The sequence below is a fragment of the Mesorhizobium sp. M0077 genome (assembly GCF_040322955.1).
Classification (GTDB): Bacteria; Pseudomonadota; Alphaproteobacteria; order Rhizobiales; family Rhizobiaceae; genus Mesorhizobium.
Genome location: NZ_JAMYUL010000001.1, coordinates 379,187 through 394,910, shown reverse-complemented (window position 1 = coordinate 394,910; position 15,724 = coordinate 379,187). Strand labels below are relative to the sequence as shown.

At 63.1% G+C, this 15,724-nt stretch carries 11 protein-coding genes and 1 tRNA gene; 9 read left to right on the top strand and 3 right to left on the bottom strand.

Annotated elements, in window-relative coordinates; all coding sequences use genetic code 11:
- Positions 1–71: 71 nt before the first annotated feature.
- The 3 genes from NKJ57_RS01890 to NKJ57_RS01880 form a co-directional block, all read right to left on the bottom strand.
- A tRNA-Gln gene (locus tag NKJ57_RS01890) sits at positions 72–145 on the bottom strand.
- Between the two features lie 115 nt (positions 146–260).
- A complete protein-coding gene (gene mepK, locus NKJ57_RS01885; RefSeq protein ID WP_352510387.1) occupies positions 261–2,087 on the bottom strand; it encodes a peptidoglycan L,D-endopeptidase MepK in 1,827 nt (608 codons plus the stop codon).
- A 389-nt stretch (positions 2,088–2,476) separates the two neighbouring features.
- Positions 2,477–4,015 carry a sigma-54-dependent transcriptional regulator gene (locus NKJ57_RS01880; protein WP_023671940.1) on the bottom strand — a complete coding sequence of 513 codons (1,539 nt, stop codon included), beginning with the start codon at positions 4,013–4,015 and terminating at the stop codon, positions 2,477–2,479.
- Positions 4,016–4,160: 145 nt separating this feature from the next.
- Between NKJ57_RS01880 and NKJ57_RS01875 the strand changes: the two genes are divergently transcribed.
- The 9 genes from NKJ57_RS01875 to NKJ57_RS01835 all read left to right on the top strand — a co-directional run bounded on the left by NKJ57_RS01875 (position 4,161) and on the right by NKJ57_RS01835 (position 15,625).
- Entirely contained in the window at positions 4,161–5,999 is a 1,839-nt protein-coding gene (locus tag NKJ57_RS01875) for a M3 family oligoendopeptidase (protein ID WP_352510386.1), read from the top strand.
- A 412-nt stretch (positions 6,000–6,411) separates the two neighbouring features.
- Positions 6,412–7,125, top strand: coding sequence for a helix-hairpin-helix domain-containing protein (locus tag NKJ57_RS01870; RefSeq protein ID WP_352510385.1), 714 nt, complete (start codon positions 6,412–6,414; stop codon positions 7,123–7,125).
- Positions 7,126–7,288: 163 nt separating this feature from the next.
- Positions 7,289–8,434 (top strand): aminodeoxychorismate synthase component I, encoded by a 1,146-nt coding sequence (locus tag NKJ57_RS01865; protein WP_352510384.1) that lies wholly within the window; start codon positions 7,289–7,291, stop codon positions 8,432–8,434.
- Positions 8,383–9,045, top strand: coding sequence for an aminotransferase class IV family protein (locus tag NKJ57_RS01860; protein WP_352510383.1), 663 nt, complete (start codon positions 8,383–8,385; stop codon positions 9,043–9,045). Before NKJ57_RS01865 ends, NKJ57_RS01860 begins: the two co-directional genes overlap by 52 nt.
- A gap of 52 nt (positions 9,046–9,097) precedes the next feature.
- Positions 9,098–10,021, top strand: coding sequence for a heme-dependent oxidative N-demethylase family protein (locus NKJ57_RS01855; protein WP_352510382.1), 924 nt, complete (start codon positions 9,098–9,100; stop codon positions 10,019–10,021).
- 2 nt (positions 10,022–10,023) lie between these two features.
- Positions 10,024–11,262, top strand: a complete 1,239-nt coding sequence (locus tag NKJ57_RS01850) for a hypothetical protein (protein WP_352510381.1) — start codon at positions 10,024–10,026, stop codon at positions 11,260–11,262.
- Between the two features lie 127 nt (positions 11,263–11,389).
- Positions 11,390–12,835 (top strand): homospermidine synthase, encoded by a 1,446-nt coding sequence (locus NKJ57_RS01845; RefSeq protein WP_352510380.1) that lies wholly within the window; start codon positions 11,390–11,392, stop codon positions 12,833–12,835.
- A gap of 188 nt (positions 12,836–13,023) precedes the next feature.
- Positions 13,024–13,401 (top strand): Omp10 family outer membrane lipoprotein, encoded by a 378-nt coding sequence (locus NKJ57_RS01840; RefSeq protein ID WP_023683250.1) that lies wholly within the window; start codon positions 13,024–13,026, stop codon positions 13,399–13,401.
- A gap of 196 nt (positions 13,402–13,597) precedes the next feature.
- The gene (locus NKJ57_RS01835) at positions 13,598–15,625 is read left to right on the top strand and encodes a bifunctional metallophosphatase/5'-nucleotidase (RefSeq protein ID WP_023691760.1); all 2,028 of its coding nucleotides are present in this window, start codon (positions 13,598–13,600) and stop codon (positions 15,623–15,625) included.
- Positions 15,626–15,724 lie beyond the last annotated feature (99 nt).

The following is a 15,724-nucleotide window of genomic DNA, read 5'->3' as shown; positions in this document are numbered from 1 at the left end:
TGTTCCCGGAATTGCACTCGGCACAAAAACCCGCCAGCTGCGCCGACCGGGTTTGCTACGCGTTGAGATTTTGGTTCCCGCTCAAGGGCTCGAACCTCGATTCACGCCTTCAAAGGGCGCTGTCCTACCATTAGACGAAGCGGGAATGCAGTTTGGTGGTTAGCATTCTGGGGCGATGGAAGCCAGTGCTCGATATCTCGCTAGAAGCAAAAGCCGCGCGGGTTGCCCAGCGCGGCTTCAATGTTTACCCCGTCGAGCTCTTACTTCGTCTGGAAGCGGGCGACCGAAAGGAATTTCACGGCATTGCCGGTGAAGCGGTTGGCATCGGCCATCTGGTTGTCCGCATGGAAGCCTGCGGTGTAGACCTCGCTCGGCGGCGTATGCACGATGTTGTAGGCATAGCGCGGCGCTGTCGTCGGGCTGGAAACGGTGGCGATGTTGTCGCCGCTGCTCAGCGCCCAGCGGGCCGCCTGCGGTTCGGCCGCCACCACCACTGCCTTCGGTCCTGGCTTCAGGTCGCGGGCCGAAGCCCTGGCTTCCTTGCGTGTCGTCTTGACGCCGGCGCCGATCACCGAGGCTGGATCGGTACCGGCGGGACGGGCAGCAATAGCGCCGCGCGGCGATGCGGCATCGACACCTGACGGATCGTTGAACGCCGAGCGAGGCTCGAGCGACGCAACCTGATAGTCGTCGGTAGCACCGGCTGTATCGGCGGCGCTGGCCTGTTCGAGAACCGCCTTGACCTCGTCCGGACGCTGCGACGGCAGCACCGAGAACGCGTCGGTTGCGGTCTGCTTGTGGGCAGCCGTATCGGCCAGCGCCAGCAGAACGCCCTTGTCCTGCGGCGCAAGCTCAGCCGGCGGCGAAGAGCGGTCGGGACGCCAGGTCGGCAACGGGACGTTGACCGCGACCTGCGCCGGAGCGGCAGCTTGATCGGCCCCCTGGTCGGCATTGCTCGCATCGGCCGTGCCGAACGGCACATTGGCCGGCGCCTGCGCCGTCGCCACCGTCTGTTCGGTGGTGGCATCGGCCACGCCGAACGGCACGGTCTCAGGTTGTTGCGCGCCGACATCGGCCTTCGGCCGCGGTGCGAAAGCGGGCAGCGGCACTTCCTTGGCGGGCAGCGCGGCGATGATCGTCTCCGGCGTGTCCTGCGGCTCCGAATCGTCAGCGCTGTCGTCGGCAAGCTGCGGAATGTTGGCGCGCTTGGCGTTCTGCGGCGACACGATCGCGATGCCAGGCAGATTGCTGTTGTTGTTGCTCGTGGCAGCCAGCACCGGCTTCACGCTTCTCGGCGGCGGCGCGGCGGTAGCGACATCGGCGCTGTCGTCGGCTTCGTCTTCACCGCCACCGCCAAAGAACGCGGACAGGAAGCCACCGGATTTCTTGGTGCTGCCGCCTGCGCTGGCCATCATGATGGCAGGAGAACCGGCGCCCTTGCGCGCCTTGTAGGAGGCGAGCGCTTGGTCATAACCCGGCAACGGCCTGCCGTCGCTCGGCACATGCAGCGTCTTGCCATTGGGGAACAGGCTGACCAGTTCCTGGCGGCTGATGCCTGGCCAATGCCGCACATTGCCGACGTCCATGTGGACGAAGGGCGAACCCGACGACGGATAGTAGCCGACGCCGCCGCCCTGCATCTTCAGGCCGATGTTGCGCAGCTTTTTCAGCGGCACACCCGGAATGTAGAAGTCCATCGCCTTGCCCAGCATATGCTGGCTTTCCTTGGCGACACCGCGGCTGCGGCTGCGCAGCATCGAATTGGTCGACGGCGAGCGATAGCCGCAAACGACCTGGATGTAGTCGGTGGCGCCGGCCTGCCGGTAAGCTTCCCACACCAGATCGAGCAGGCGCGGATCCATCTTGGTCGGTTCGTTGCGACGCCAGTCGCGCAGGATGATGTTGATCTTCCTGAGGCCTGCCGGATCGTAGCGGCCATTGCGCTTGTAGACGATCTCGGCCTTTTCGTGCGTGTGGAGGTGATAGAGCTTGAGCGAGCGCGTTTCAGCGCTGGCGCCGGCAGCAGTTGCGGCGAGGAAAGCGAACGCAACGATCAACGCTGCCAGCCATCTCGGCCAGACGCCCATGTGATCGCGCCGCCCGTTTCTGTGTCGTTCGACTTTGTTCAAATCAAAAGGCCTTGCAGGCTGCCGTTTGTCCCCGGATTTGTCCAAACGGATGCGTGGTTCTCACATCCGAATATCGATCCTAATGGTTAATCATCGCTTATTGAAGCCGAAATGCGGTAACACCGTGGCGATATCCCGTCAAAAATAATACACAGGATTTCTTGGTAAACTGCTGGTTTAGATCAAGATTCAGCCTTTTCCCGCTACACGATCTGTTACCGCTGGCCTTAATGCGTGAACAACGCTGTCCGCATCAGCCATATTCCCGCCCCAACCCTTATGCAGCGCCGGATGTGGCATGGCAAGCTGGTCCCGGCCTTGCGTTGGCAAGCTGTGGAATTCGGCGTTCAGGAGGCAAGGCGGTCGAGGCGGCCGGTTTCCGGGTCGATGCCGTATTCCTTGAGCTTGCGGTAGAGCGTCGAGCGGCCGATGCCGAGACGCCGTGCGACCTCGCTCATCTGGCCGTTGTAATGGTCGATGGCGAGCTTGATCATTTCGAGTTCGACATCGGCCAGCGCACGCACATTGCCACGCTCGTCCAGCGCCCTCAATGTGCCGAAACGCTGAAGCAACCTGGCCGGAGGGGCGAGCTCGGCAGCTGCAGTACCGGCATCATCAGTCTGCGCGCCATCGCCTTGCGATCCGGTGCTCAAGGCCATGCCGGGGTCCGACAAGGACGCATCGGCGTCGAGATTGACGGTGCCGTCGACCTGCGCCCGGATCTGCGGAAATTCGTCAGTCGTGAGCACATCGCCTTCGGCAAGCACCGAGGCCCTGAACACGGCGTTTTCCAGCTGCCTGATGTTTCCCGGCCAATCATAGGCCTGCAGCATGGCCAGTGCGGCATCCGAGATGCCGTGCAGGCGATTGCCCGCCGGCGCCACCTTGTCCATGAAATGCTTGACCAGATAGGGGATGTCGTCGCGGCGGTCGCGCAGCGGCGGCACGACGATCGGGTAAACGTTGAGCCGGTAGAACAGGTCCTCGCGAAACTTGCCGTCCTTGACCTGCTGCAGAAGGTTGCGGTGCGTGGCCGAGATCAGCCTGATGTCGACCCTGACGGTGGAACGGCCGCCGACCGGATCGACCTCGCCATCCTGCACGGCGCGCAACAGCTTGACCTGCACGTCGAGCGGCAGGTCGCCGATCTCATCCAGGAACAGGGTGCCCGAATGCGCCTCGACGAACTTGCCGGTGTGCTTTTCGGTGGCGCCGGTGAACGAACCTTTTTCGTGACCGAACAGGATCGATTCGACCAGATTGTCGGGGATGGCGCCGCAATTGACGGTGACGAACGGCTTTGTGCGGCGTTCGCCGCTGCCCTGGATGGCGCGCGCCACCAATTCCTTGCCGACGCCCGATTCGCCCTCGATCAGGATCGGGATGTTGGAGGCCGCAGCCTTCTGGCCGAGGCGGATCACCCGGTCCATCGCCGGGCTGTGCGTGATCATGTCCTTGAAGGTCAGGTGGCCGCCGCGACGCCGCGACGTGCGCTTGACCTCGTCCTCGACCGCCTCGACCTTGAGCGCGTTGCCGACCGCGGTCTGCAGCCGGTCGGGAGACGCCGGCTTGACGACAAAATCGAAAGCGCCGTGGCGCATCGCCGAAACCACCGTTTCGATGCCGCCCTGCGCAGTCTGCACGATGACGGGAACAGTGATGCCGCGCTCGCGCATCGCCTTCAGCACGCCGATGCCGTCGAGGCCCGGCATGACAAGGTCGAGGATGACTGCCGAAATATCCCTCGCATTGGGTCCGTCAAGCGCGCTCAGACCGGCCTCGCCGCCATCGGCAACGATGGCGCTGTGGCCGAATTTCGTCACCGCCGCCTCGAGCAGCCGGCGCTGCACGGGATCGTCATCGACTATAAGAATGGAACCTGTCATGACTGATTTGAGTTGCCCGCCTGGGAAATTCCCATGGATCATCTTGGCACAGGGTTCTAAACAAGGTTTCAAAAAACCCGGTGAACGAATTCCTTAGGATTTGACCGGCTTGTCCTTTCCCCTTGATTCCAGAAGGTAATTGTTGATGAGCAGGATTCTCGGTCGGCAGCTTGCGGCGGTAGCGTCCGGTCAGGGCGCGGCGGAACTCGGCGACCTGCCGGAATGGAATCTCGCCGATCTTTATTCCGGCATGGAGGCGCCCGAACTGAAGCGCGACCTTGCCAAGGCGGCGGCCGATGCCGTCGCCTTCGAGAACCGCTGGAAGGGCACGCTGGCTGCGGAGGCCGAGCGCGGCAGCGCCGGCAGGCTTGGCGAGGCGCTGACAGCCTATGAGGCGCTGGAGGAACTGATCGGCCGCATCGTCTCCTATGCCGGCCTGATCTATGCCGGCAACACCGCCGATCCGCAGCGCGCAAAGCTCTATGGCGACATCCAGGAGAAGATGACCGACGCCAGCGCGCATCTTTTGTTCTTCGCGCTGGAGCTGAACCTGATCGACGACAAGGCGCTCGAAGCAGCCCTCGCCGCCGACGCCGGCTTTGCCCATTACCGCCCCTGGGTGCTCGACCTCAGAATGGACAAGCCCTACCAGCTCGAGGACCGGGTCGAGCAGCTGTTCCATGAGAAATCGATCACCGGACGCGGTGCCTGGAACCGGCTGTTCGACGAGACGATGTCCGATCTGCGCTTCGACATAGACGGCGAGGAACTGACGCTGGAGCCGGCGCTGAACCGCCTGCAGGACGCCGATGGGGAGGTCCGCCGCCGCGCCTCCGAAGCGCTGGCCGCAACCTTCCGCAAGAGCCTGCGCACCTTCACGCTGATCACCAACACGCTGGCCAAGGACAAGGAGATTTCCGACCGCTGGCGCGGCTTCGAGGACATCGCCGATTCACGCCATCTCGCCAACCGCGTCGAGCGCAGCGTGGTCGATGCGCTGGCGTCGGCCGTGCGCGAAGCCTATCCGCGCCTGTCGCATCGCTACTACGCGATGAAGGCGCGCTGGCTCGGCATGGAGGTGATGAACCACTGGGACCGCAACGCCCCCTTGCCCGAGACGCCGCAGGCCGTGATCCCTTGGGACGACGCCAGGAACACCGTGCTGTCGGCCTATCAGCGCTTTTCCCCCGATATGGCGGAGATCGCCCGCGTCTTCTTCGACCGCAACTGGATCGACGCGCCGGTCAGGCCCGGCAAATCGCCCGGCGCCTTCGCCCATCCGACCGTGCCTTCGGCGCACCCTTACGTGCTGCTCAACTACATGGGCAAGCCGCGCGATGTGATGACGCTGGCGCATGAACTCGGCCACGGCGTGCATCAGGTGCTGGCCGGCGGCCAGGGCGCGCTGATGGCTTCGACGCCGCTGACTTTGGCCGAGACGGCCTCGGTGTTCGGCGAGATGCTGACCTTCCGTTCGCTGCTCGACCAGACCACCGACAAGCGCGAGCGCAAGGCGATGCTCGCCCAGAAGGTCGAGGACATGATCAACACGGTCGTGCGCCAGATCGCCTTCTACGAGTTCGAACGCAAGGTGCATGCAGAGCGCAAGAACGGCGAACTGACCTCCGACAAGCTCGGCCAGTTCTGGCTCGAGGTGCAGGCCGAAAGCCTGGGGCCGGCGATCAAGCTGCGCGAGGGCTATGAGGTCTTCTGGACCTACATCCCGCACTTCGTCCACTCCCCCTTCTACGTCTACGCCTATGCCTTTGGCGACTGCCTGGTGAACTCGCTCTACGCGGTCTACCAGAACGCTGAGCATGGCTTCCAGGATAAGTATTTCGAGATGTTGCGCGCCGGCGGCACCAAGCATCACTCGGAGCTTCTCGCGCCCTTCGGCCTCGACGCCACCGACCCCGCCTTCTGGCAGATCGGGCTTGGCGTGATCGGCGGCCTGATCGACGAGTTGGAAGCGCTCGACAGTTAATGCGCGCACCCATTGGACCGATGGCGCAGAGTGGCAGGTTCAGCAGCGGCCTCGACTTTGCAGAATCGCAGAACAGTTTAGCCGGAATGCATGTGACGGCAGCTCTGTTCTTGTTCTAAATATCTGTTCTTGAATAACTCTCCGGCGAAAATTCCGTTAGCTTTCCCGAAGCCGTATGATAGCTTTCCGACTGAAGCTCAGCCGGGCGCGCGGCTTAAGGCCGGACAGTATCCCGGCCCATGGCAGCGGTCTGACGAATGCGACAGCGACGGTTGGCAACGGGCGGAAAGCCGAACGCCGACACTCGACGACAGACCGGCTGTTCCCTGAGCCGCCGAACCGCATTGGATGATCCGATCTGCCAAGGTCATGACTTGGGACGGCGGCGGACGGATCCGACTGGAGAGAGACGATGACCTTCTTTTACATTGTCCTGGCGTTCCTTGTAGGTGTGTTGGTTGGCTGGTTTATCTGGGGCCGGCTGCGCGGCGAACTCGACAGCCTGCGCGGCGATCTCGACCGCACCCGCAGCGAGCGTGACAGACTGCGCGCCGACGCCGATCGCCTGACTGGCGAACTCGACGCCTGCGGCAAGACCCGCGCCGATCTCGAACGCCGGCTGCGTGAAACATCAGCTCCATCCGCCAAGCCTTCAAGTTCGGCGCCGGCCGCGCTGGTATCGACAGCGGCAACGGCCAAGTCCGCCCCGGCCGCGAAACCGACCCCCGCCAAACCCGCCGCGGCCAAACCAGCTGCGGCCAAATCCGCGGCCGCAAAACCAGCGGCCAGCAAACCCGCCGCCAAGGCCGCGCCCAAAGCCGCGGCTTCAAAGCCCGCTGCCGTCCCGAAGAAGGCCGCCCCGGCAGCTGGAAAGGCCGACAATCTGCGTCGCCTGATCGGTATCGGCCCGGTCAACGACAAACTGCTCAAGGGCCTTGGCGTCACGACCTACGCGCAGATCGCCGGCTGGACCGCGGCCGACGTCAAGCGCATCGAGGACACGCTGAATTTCGACGGCCGCATCGCTCGCGAAAAGTGGGTCGAGCAGGCCAAGCTGCTTGCCGCCGGCGACGAAAAGGAGTTCGCACGCCAATTCCCGAGCGCCGGGACCGCCAACAACAGCTGATCCGTCATCGGCAACATAACCAGAAGGCGGCGCTCTCGGGCGCCGTCTTTATTTTTGCATTCGCCACTGTCTTTGCGCCCTGCGACGCCGCTCCCTCGATTGCACGCCGCCCGGCCCCCATATAGAGCGGTTCTGGCGTCATCGACCGCAGTACCCGAGCCCCATGCCCCTGCCCTCTGCCATTTTCCGCAACGATGAAAGCGGCCGCCAGTTGGTCTTCGACCACCCGGCCGACATCCTCATTGCCTATGATGCCAAGGATTTTCTGCCGGCGCTGGCGGCCGCGCAGGCGGCGAGCGATGCCGGCAAATGGCTGGCCGGCTATTTCTCCTACGAAGCGGGCTATCTGCTCGAACCGAAACTGGTGCCGCTGCTGCCTGAAGGCCGGCGCGCGCCACTGGTTTGTCTGGGTGTCTTCGATGCTCCGGTCGAAGAGGCGGTGCCGCGCAACGATGCGCCTGCCACCAATGGCCCCATCTTCGACGCCAGGGCCAGTTGGTCCGCTCAGGACTACGCCCAACGCTTCGCGCGCCTTCACGACCACATCCGCAAGGGCGATTGCTACCAAGGCAACCTGACCTTTCCGGTCCGTGCCCAATGGTCGGGCGATCCGCTTGCTGCCTTCGACGCACTGACAGGACGCCAGCCGGTCAAGTATGGCGCGCTGATTTCGCTCGGCGATCCCATCGTCTTGTCGCGTTCGCCCGAGCTGTTCTTCGAGATCGATGCCGAAGGCATGATCGAAACCCATCCGATGAAGGGTACCGCACCGCGCGGCGCGACCAAGGCCGAGGACGCGCGGTTGAAGTCCTTCTTGCGCAGCGACGAAAAGAACCAGGCCGAGAACCGAATGATCGTCGATCTCCTGCGCAACGACATCTCGCTGATCAGCGAGGTCGGCACGCTGGAAGTGCCGGAACTGTTCCGCATCGAGAGCTACCCGACCGTCCATCAGATGGTGAGCCGTGTGCGGGCGAAGCTTCTGCCTGATCTCGGCATCCGCCAAATCTTTGGCGCGCTGTTTCCCTGTGGCTCGATTACCGGCGCACCGAAAATCCGCGCCATGGAAATCCTGCACGAGCTGGAAGAGACACCGCGCGACGTCTATTGCGGCGCCATCGGCTGGATCGCGCCTGGCGGCATGATGCGCTTTTCGGTGGCGATCCGCACCATATCGCTCTTTTCCAGTGGCGAGGCCGTTTACAATGTCGGCGGCGGCGTCGTCTTCGATTCGACGGCGCAAGAGGAGTATCAGGAGTGTCTGCTGAAGGCGCGCTTCGCGACGGGGACACCGCCGATTTCGAGCTGATCGAGACCATGCGCTGGGAGCCCGGCCAGGGCTTTCTGCGCTTCGAACGCCATCTCGCGCGCCTTTACGGCTCGGCGGAAGAACTCGGCTTTGCCTGCGATCCGCAGCGGATCGGCGAGGTGCTGGCGAATACTATCGGGGCGCAGCAGACGGCGCTGCGCACCCGGCTCGTCCTGCAGCGCAATGGCGAAGTGACCGCCTCGGTCCAGCCCTATGAGCCGTTCGCCGCCGACAAGGTCTGGCGGCTGCGACTGGCGCGGGTCCGGCTCTCTTCCTCGGACGCGCTGCTGCGCCACAAGACCGGCCGGCGACAGATCTACACTCACGCCCGCTCCGAATATCTGATCACCCAGGCCGACGAAGTGTTGCTCGCAAATGAGCGCAGTGAAATCTGCGAAGGCACCATCACCAACGTCTTCGCCGATTTCGGTGATGGCCTGCTGATGACACCCAGGCTCGACTGCGGCCTGCTGCCTGGCGTATTGCGCGCCGAGCTGCTGGACGAAGGCCGCGCCCAGGAGGCGATCTACAGCTATGACGAGTTGAAATCCGCCAAAACACTGTTCGTCGGCAATTCTCTGCGCGGCTTGATCCCGGCAACATTGGCCTGATACGAAGCGGCTGCGAGAATAACCGCCGGCATTGGACACTTTCTAGCGAAGCATGAATTCTCGTCAGCCCACGCACACGCCCTATGATGGCTCCTCAAAGCTCTTCACCATCGGGCTGAAGCCGCTCGAGCTCGACAAGTGGATCGAGGTCGACCGGTATCTCTTCGACCATCTCGCCGAAAAGCGCCGGCTCTATGCCGAAATTCCCGACAAGGTGTTTGTCGAGGAAGACGGCACGCGCGACGCCCAGCGCGAAGTGCGCGGCCTCATCGAAGCACATCTGCTGTCGACATTTCCCGGGATGTACCGGCGCACCAATGCCGGGGTTGAGGTCATTGGCGCCAAAGCCGACTCTGACGCCACCTTCCCCGATGCCCCGCTGGTCGCAGCGTCGCTGCTCGTCCAGGAAGACCTGATCCTGATGCGCCGTGACGACACCGGCTGGCGACTCGCCGCCGGCTCGCTGTGCTTCCCGTCATCCTGGTCGCTGGTCGAGAAATTCGGCCGGCCGCTGCAGCAGATCCACGCACCGGTGCCCGGCTTCGGTCCGGGCACCAGGCCGGCCGAGCTCATCAACCGCATGTTCGACGGCCTGCAGGGTCAGGCTGTCGAACGCTTCAACTGGTCGATCCAGGCCGGCGACGCGCTCTATCATCCGCTCTCCAATGTCGAGCGCATCGACCGCGCCACCAGGCGCCCCTCGCGATTTCCCGACGGCGACGTCAACACCCATGCCTTCATCCGCGTGGAGCGCCAGACGCTGCGCAAACTGCCTCTGTCGCGCGACATCCTGTTCACCATCCGCATCCATCTCGACCCGCTGAAACTGCTGGCGCGGCATCCCGACCGGGCAACGCTTGCCGCCTCTTTCGCGGCGCAATTGCAGGCGCTGGATGAGGCTCAACTCGACTACAAGGGGATGACATCAGACCGTGACCGGCTGGTGCAACGCCTGCAAACCATGGCTAAGGAGTGACGATGATCCGACATGTTCTGAAGCTAGCCGTCCTGCTCGGTGCATTCCTGGCGTTGCCGGCAACAGCGCATGCGGAACCGGTGACCTATGCGGGGAAGCTCGGCAACATCGACATCGTCGTCGAGTTTACCGGTGATCCGGCGACGGCTGGAGAGGCACTGGCGGCGCGCTATTTCTACCGCTCCAAGGGCGTCGATATTCCTCTGCAGGCGAAGTCGAGCAAGGGCGCCACCTTTCAATTGGCCGAGGAAGAAGCCTGCGATGCCAAGAAGTGCGGCGACGGCCAGGCTCCACCCATCGGCGCCGTCTGGCGGTTGAGTTCCGCCGACAAGGGCAAGACGCTGGAAGGCACCTGGACGGCCAAAAAGACCCTGCCGCTGAAGCTGACAAGGATCGCCAGCCGTGCCCAGACGGAGACGCCGGCGACGACGCCACGCGATCTCTATGATTTCACCGACATGACATTCTCGGGCGACGATGCGCCGATCACCATGGCGGCATCGCCCTACGACTATCTCAAGCTGGATTTTGCGCCCAAGGCAGACGCCAAGGAAGGTTGGCCGGATGCAGCCTACAACTATGTCACCAATCCGCGCACCAAATTCGCCAGGCCGCGCATCGTCGATCTCGCCGGCAGGGCGCCGATCGAAGCCGCCAATGCCTTGCTGCAGAACCGCCATTGGCATGACAGCCTCAGCGCCTTGACGTGCGCGGCGCTGCAATATGCCGGTTTCCACGACGGGCCGCCGATGGAGGGCATGGACGACGATTCGCTTGGCGGCTATGAAGACACGACGTCCAAAGTTACGTCATTGACGCCGAAGCTGATGAGCTGGTCGGAATCCGGCAGCCTCTATTGCGGCGGTGCGCATCCGAACAACTATTCCGACGCCTATGTCATGGACGTGCGCCGTGGCGCCTTGCTTACCCTTCAGGACATGTTTTCCGATACGGTCGACGGCAAGCCAGGCCCCTCGCTGGCCACCTTCGTCAAGGAGAAGCGCAAGAAGCCAAGCGACCAGACCGAGGTGGATTACGAGGCCGAATGCGGCATCGACGATTTGATCGGCGACTATCTCGGCGCCAGCCTGAAGCGCGATGGCGACAGGCAGGTTCTGGTCTTCGGACTGCAAGGTTTGCCCAACGTCATCCAGGCTTGCGCCGGCGATCTCGTTGAAATCCCGGACTCCGAAGCACAAGCGCTGCTCACGCCGGAATTCGCGAAACTGCTCGAACCGTAGGCGCATCTGCGCCGTCGGGAACTAACCTTATCCCTGCTTTTCGCTTTATTGTGACAATGATCTATGGTTTGTCGCGCGGCGGTCGAACGGCCGCTTTGGCGCGTTGCTTGAAGGAGTGCTCGATAAAATGGCGAATGAAAACTGGCCCGTTTACGGTGAAATCACCGGCCCTGTCGTGATGATCGGCTTTGGTTCGATCGGACGGGGAACGCTGCCTCTGATCGAGCGCCATTTCAAATTCGACAAGTCGCGCATGACGGTCATCGACCCGCTCGACACCGACCGCAAGCTGCTCGACGAGCGCGGCATCGCCTTCGTGCAGGAGCACGTGACCGAGAAAAACTACAAGAAACTGCTGACGCCGCTTTTGACCAATGGTGGCGGCCAGGGCTTTTGCATCAATCTGTCGGTCGATACCGGCTCGGTCGACCTGATGCGGCTCTGCCGCAAGCTCGGCGTGCTCTACATCGACACCGTCGTCGAGCCGTGGCTCGGCTTCTATTTCGACGCCAAGGCCGACAATGCCAGCCGCACCAACTACGCGCTGCGCGAAGCCTTGATCAAGGAGAAGCACGACAAGCCCGGCGGCGCTACCGCGGTTTCGACCTGTGGCGCCAATCCGGGCATGGTCTCGTGGTTCGTCAAGCAGGCGCTGCTGAACCTTGCCGGCGACCTCGGCCTCGAGTTTTCCGAACCCGCGCAGGACGACCGTGACGGCTGGGCGAAGCTGATGAAGAAGGCCGGCGTCAAGGGCATCCACATCGCCGAGCGCGACACCCAGCGCACCAAGAAGCCGAAGCCGATGAACGTGTTCTGGAACACCTGGTCGGTCGAAGGTTTCATCTCGGAAGGGCTGCAGCCGGCCGAGCTCGGCTGGGGCACGCATGAGAGATGGATGCCGAAGAACGGCAAGGAGCACAAGCATGGCTCCAAGGCTGCGATCTATCTCGAACAGCCCGGCGCCAACACCCGCGTGCGCTCCTGGTGCCCGACGCCGGGCGCGCAATACGGTTTCCTGGTGACGCACAATGAGGCGATCTCGATCGCCGACTTCTTCACCGTGCGCGGTAAGAAGGGCAAGGTGCAATACCGCCCGACCTGCCACTATGCCTATCACCCCTGCAACGACGCCGTGCTGTCGCTGCACGAAATGTTCGGCGCTGCCGGCAAGCCGCAGCCGGTCCACCATGTGCTTGACGAAAACGAACTGGTCGACGGCGTCGACGAGCTTGGCGTGCTGCTCTACGGCCATGCCAAGAACGCCTACTGGTACGGTTCGCAGCTGTCGCTGGCCGAAGCCCGCAAGCTGGCGCCCTACCAGAATGCTACCGGCATGCAGGTCACCTCGGCCGTGCTCGCCGGCATGGTCTGGGCGCTGGAAAACCCGGAAGCCGGCATCGTCGAGGCCGACGAGATGGACTACAAGCGCTGCCTGGAAGTGCAGTCCCAGTATCTCGGACCGGTCAAGGGCTACTACACCGACTGGACGCCGCTCGATTACCGTCCGGGCCTGTTTCCCGAGGACCTCGACGAAAGCGACCCGTGGCAATTCCGCAACATCCTCGTTCGATAGCGGTTCCATACCCCTGCCTCACTGCCTTGCAATCGCCCGGAAATCGGGCGATTGAAGGGATGCGGACGAGAGCAGTGTGCATCCATTTGGACGCACGAGGGACGGCTCTGGTAACTTGAGGCCACGCACATCGTGTTCTCCAAAACGTCGTTTGACGATTGGGCCGATGCGTCAGGAGAGGATTTGATATGACGATTGCGCGCAAAATTCTTTCTGCGGGCGCGGCGGGCGCTCTTGCGACGATGCTTGCCGCCTGCACCACCGGCGGCTCCGACGGGCCACCGATCTCATCGCAGGCGCGAGGCGTCGAAGGCTCATGGCTGAACGCCGAAGGCAAGGCGGTCTCGACATTGAACGGCGGCGTCTTCACCACCGTTTCGGCGGAGACCGGTGAGAAATTCGCTGACGGCAGCTACACCAAGACCGGCGCCACCTCGGTCGAGATCAACGGAACCTCGCTGATCCGGCAGCAGCCAATCGCTTTCAACTGCCTGCTGGTGTCCATAAACCAGCTGAATTGCACCAGCTCCGCCGGGCAGAACTTCGTGCTGACCAGGCGCGGCTGAACCTTTCCCATGCGGCTTGCGGATGGCGGCGGCGCGATGCCGCCGCCTTTTTTATGCCGGCAAACCGATGCCGGTTATCCGCCCTGATTCTTCTTGCATCGCCACAACCGCGATGTGAACATACCCGAAATGCTGGCTGTTATCCTGCAGTCGGGCAAGAGCGTTAAACGCCTTTGATCATATCCGGGAGACGAAGATGAAGAAGCTCGCCGCCATTGCCGCCCTCTCTGCCTCGACACTCGGCCTGTCGGCCGCACCATCCTTTGCCGACTACACGTTGAACATCCTGCATTTCAACGATTGGCACAGCCGCATCGAAGGCAACAACAAATACGAGTCGACCTGCTCGGCCGAGGAAGAGACCAAGGGTGAGTGCATCGGCGGCGCCGGCCGGCTGGTCACCGCGATCGCACAGGAGCGCAAGAAGCTCGAAGGCCAGAACGTGCTGCTGCTCAATGCCGGCGACAGCTTTCAGGGATCGCTGTTCTACATCACCTACAAGGGCACGGCGGAGGAGGAATTCCTCAATCAGATCAAGCCCGACGCGGTGACGCTCGGCAACCACGAATTCGACGATGGCGAGAGCGCGCTGGTGCCTTATCTCGACAAGGCGAAGTTCCCGATCGTCAGCGCCAATGTCGTGCCCAACGACAAGTCCGGCGCCGCAGGCAAGATCAAGCCGTCGATTGTGCTTGAGGTCGGCGGCCAGAAGATCGGCATTGTCGGCGCCGTGACCAACGACACGCCGGAACTCGCCTCTCCCGGCCCCAACATCACCATCGCCGACGACGTCAAGTCGATCACCGCCGAGGTCGAGAAGCTGAAGGCGCAAGGCGTCAACAAGATCATTGCCGTCACCCATATCGGCTACAGGCGCGAGCGCGATGTCATCGCCAAGATCCCGGGCATCGATGTGGTGGTCGGCGGCCACAGCCATTCGCTTCTGTCCAACACCGACCCGAAGGCGGAAGGCCCCTATCCGACGATGGTCGACAACCCCGACGGCTCCAAGGTGCCTGTCGTGCAGGCCGCGTCCTATTCGAAATATCTCGGCGAATTCAAGGTCGTGTTCGACGACAATGGCAACGTCAAGGAAGCCAGCGGCGACCCGATCTTCCTCGACAAGTCGATCACTCCCGATCCGGCCGTTCTTGCCCGCATCAAGGAACTCGGTGCGCCGATCGAGGCGCTGAAGAACAAGGAAGTGGCCGAGACCACCGAGGCCATCGACGGCAGCCGCGAAAGCTGCCGCACCAAGGAATGCGCGATGGGCAACCTCGTCTCCGACGCCATCCTCGACCGCGTCAAGGGACAGGGCGTCGAGATCGTCGTCTCGAATGGCGGCGGCCTGCGTGCTTCGATCGACAAGGGCACCGTCACCATGGGCGAGGTGCTGACCGTGCTGCCGTTCCAGAACACGCTGGCGACCTTCCAGATTTCCGGCAAGGATCTGGTTGCCGGGCTGGAAAACGGCGTCAGCCAGGTCGAGGACGGCGGCGGCCGCTTCCCGCAGGTGGCAGGTCTCAAATACTCCTTCGACAAGTCGGTCGCGCCCAATGCCGGCCGAGTCAAGTCGGTCGAGGTGATGCAGAACGGTGCCTGGGCGCCGATCAATCCGGACAAGGACTATCTGGTCGCCACCAACAATTACGTCCGCCAGGGCGGCGACGGCTACAAGGTCTTCGCCGAGAAGGCCAAGAACGCCTATGATTACGGCCCGGGCCTCGAACAGGTGGTCGCCGACTATCTCGCCGCGCACCGGCCCTACACGCCCAAGCTCGACGGCCGCATCACCGAGGTTGCCGCAACCGTAGCGGCTGCCCCGGCCGCCGAGCCGGCAAAACCAGCCGAACCGGCACCTGCTCCAGCGGAACCGGCAAAACCGGCCGAGGCTGCACCGGCGGAGCCGGCGATGCCCGCATTGCCGGCAGGCTCCGGCGACATCACCACCACGCCGCCGACTGTCCCGGCGGAAACCGCCCCGGCAACGCCGGCTCCGGCCGAACCGGCAAAACCGGCCGAAGCCGCACCTGCTCCGGCAAAGCCGGCTGACGCCGCCCCGGCCGAAGCCAGCCATGTCATCGTCGCCGGCGATACCTATTGGGATCTCGCCAAGAAGGCCTACGGCGACGGCGCCAAGTGGAAGGTGATCTCCGAGGCCAACAAAGGCTACGAACCACGCCGGCTTCCTGTCGGCGCGACCTTGACCATTCCGGCGAAGTAACCTCGCTTCGCACTCACGACCAGCAAAACCCGTCCGGGTAACCGGACGGGTTTTTGGCTTTCAAGGTAAGGTGCGGCCAGACGCAGCATTGAAAACTTG

What these genes read in the sequence shown, in the direction of transcription:
- mepK (WP_352510387.1), bottom strand. Translation starts at nt 2,087, where the DNA reads ATGGGCGTCTGGCCGAGATGGCTGGCAGCGTTGATCGTTGCGTTCGCT.
- NKJ57_RS01880 (WP_023671940.1), bottom strand. Translation starts at nt 4,015, where the DNA reads ATGACAGGTTCCATTCTTATAGTCGATGACGATCCCGTGCAGCGCCGG.
- NKJ57_RS01875 (WP_352510386.1), top strand. Translation starts at nt 4,161, where the DNA reads ATGAGCAGGATTCTCGGTCGGCAGCTTGCGGCGGTAGCGTCCGGTCAG.
- NKJ57_RS01870 (WP_352510385.1), top strand. Translation starts at nt 6,412, where the DNA reads ATGACCTTCTTTTACATTGTCCTGGCGTTCCTTGTAGGTGTGTTGGTT.
- NKJ57_RS01865 (WP_352510384.1), top strand. Translation starts at nt 7,289, where the DNA reads ATGCCCCTGCCCTCTGCCATTTTCCGCAACGATGAAAGCGGCCGCCAG.
- NKJ57_RS01855 (WP_352510382.1), top strand. Translation starts at nt 9,098, where the DNA reads ATGAATTCTCGTCAGCCCACGCACACGCCCTATGATGGCTCCTCAAAG.
- NKJ57_RS01850 (WP_352510381.1), top strand. Translation starts at nt 10,024, where the DNA reads ATGATCCGACATGTTCTGAAGCTAGCCGTCCTGCTCGGTGCATTCCTG.
- NKJ57_RS01845 (WP_352510380.1), top strand. Translation starts at nt 11,390, where the DNA reads ATGGCGAATGAAAACTGGCCCGTTTACGGTGAAATCACCGGCCCTGTC.
- NKJ57_RS01840 (WP_023683250.1), top strand. Translation starts at nt 13,024, where the DNA reads ATGACGATTGCGCGCAAAATTCTTTCTGCGGGCGCGGCGGGCGCTCTT.
- NKJ57_RS01835 (WP_023691760.1), top strand. Translation starts at nt 13,598, where the DNA reads ATGAAGAAGCTCGCCGCCATTGCCGCCCTCTCTGCCTCGACACTCGGC.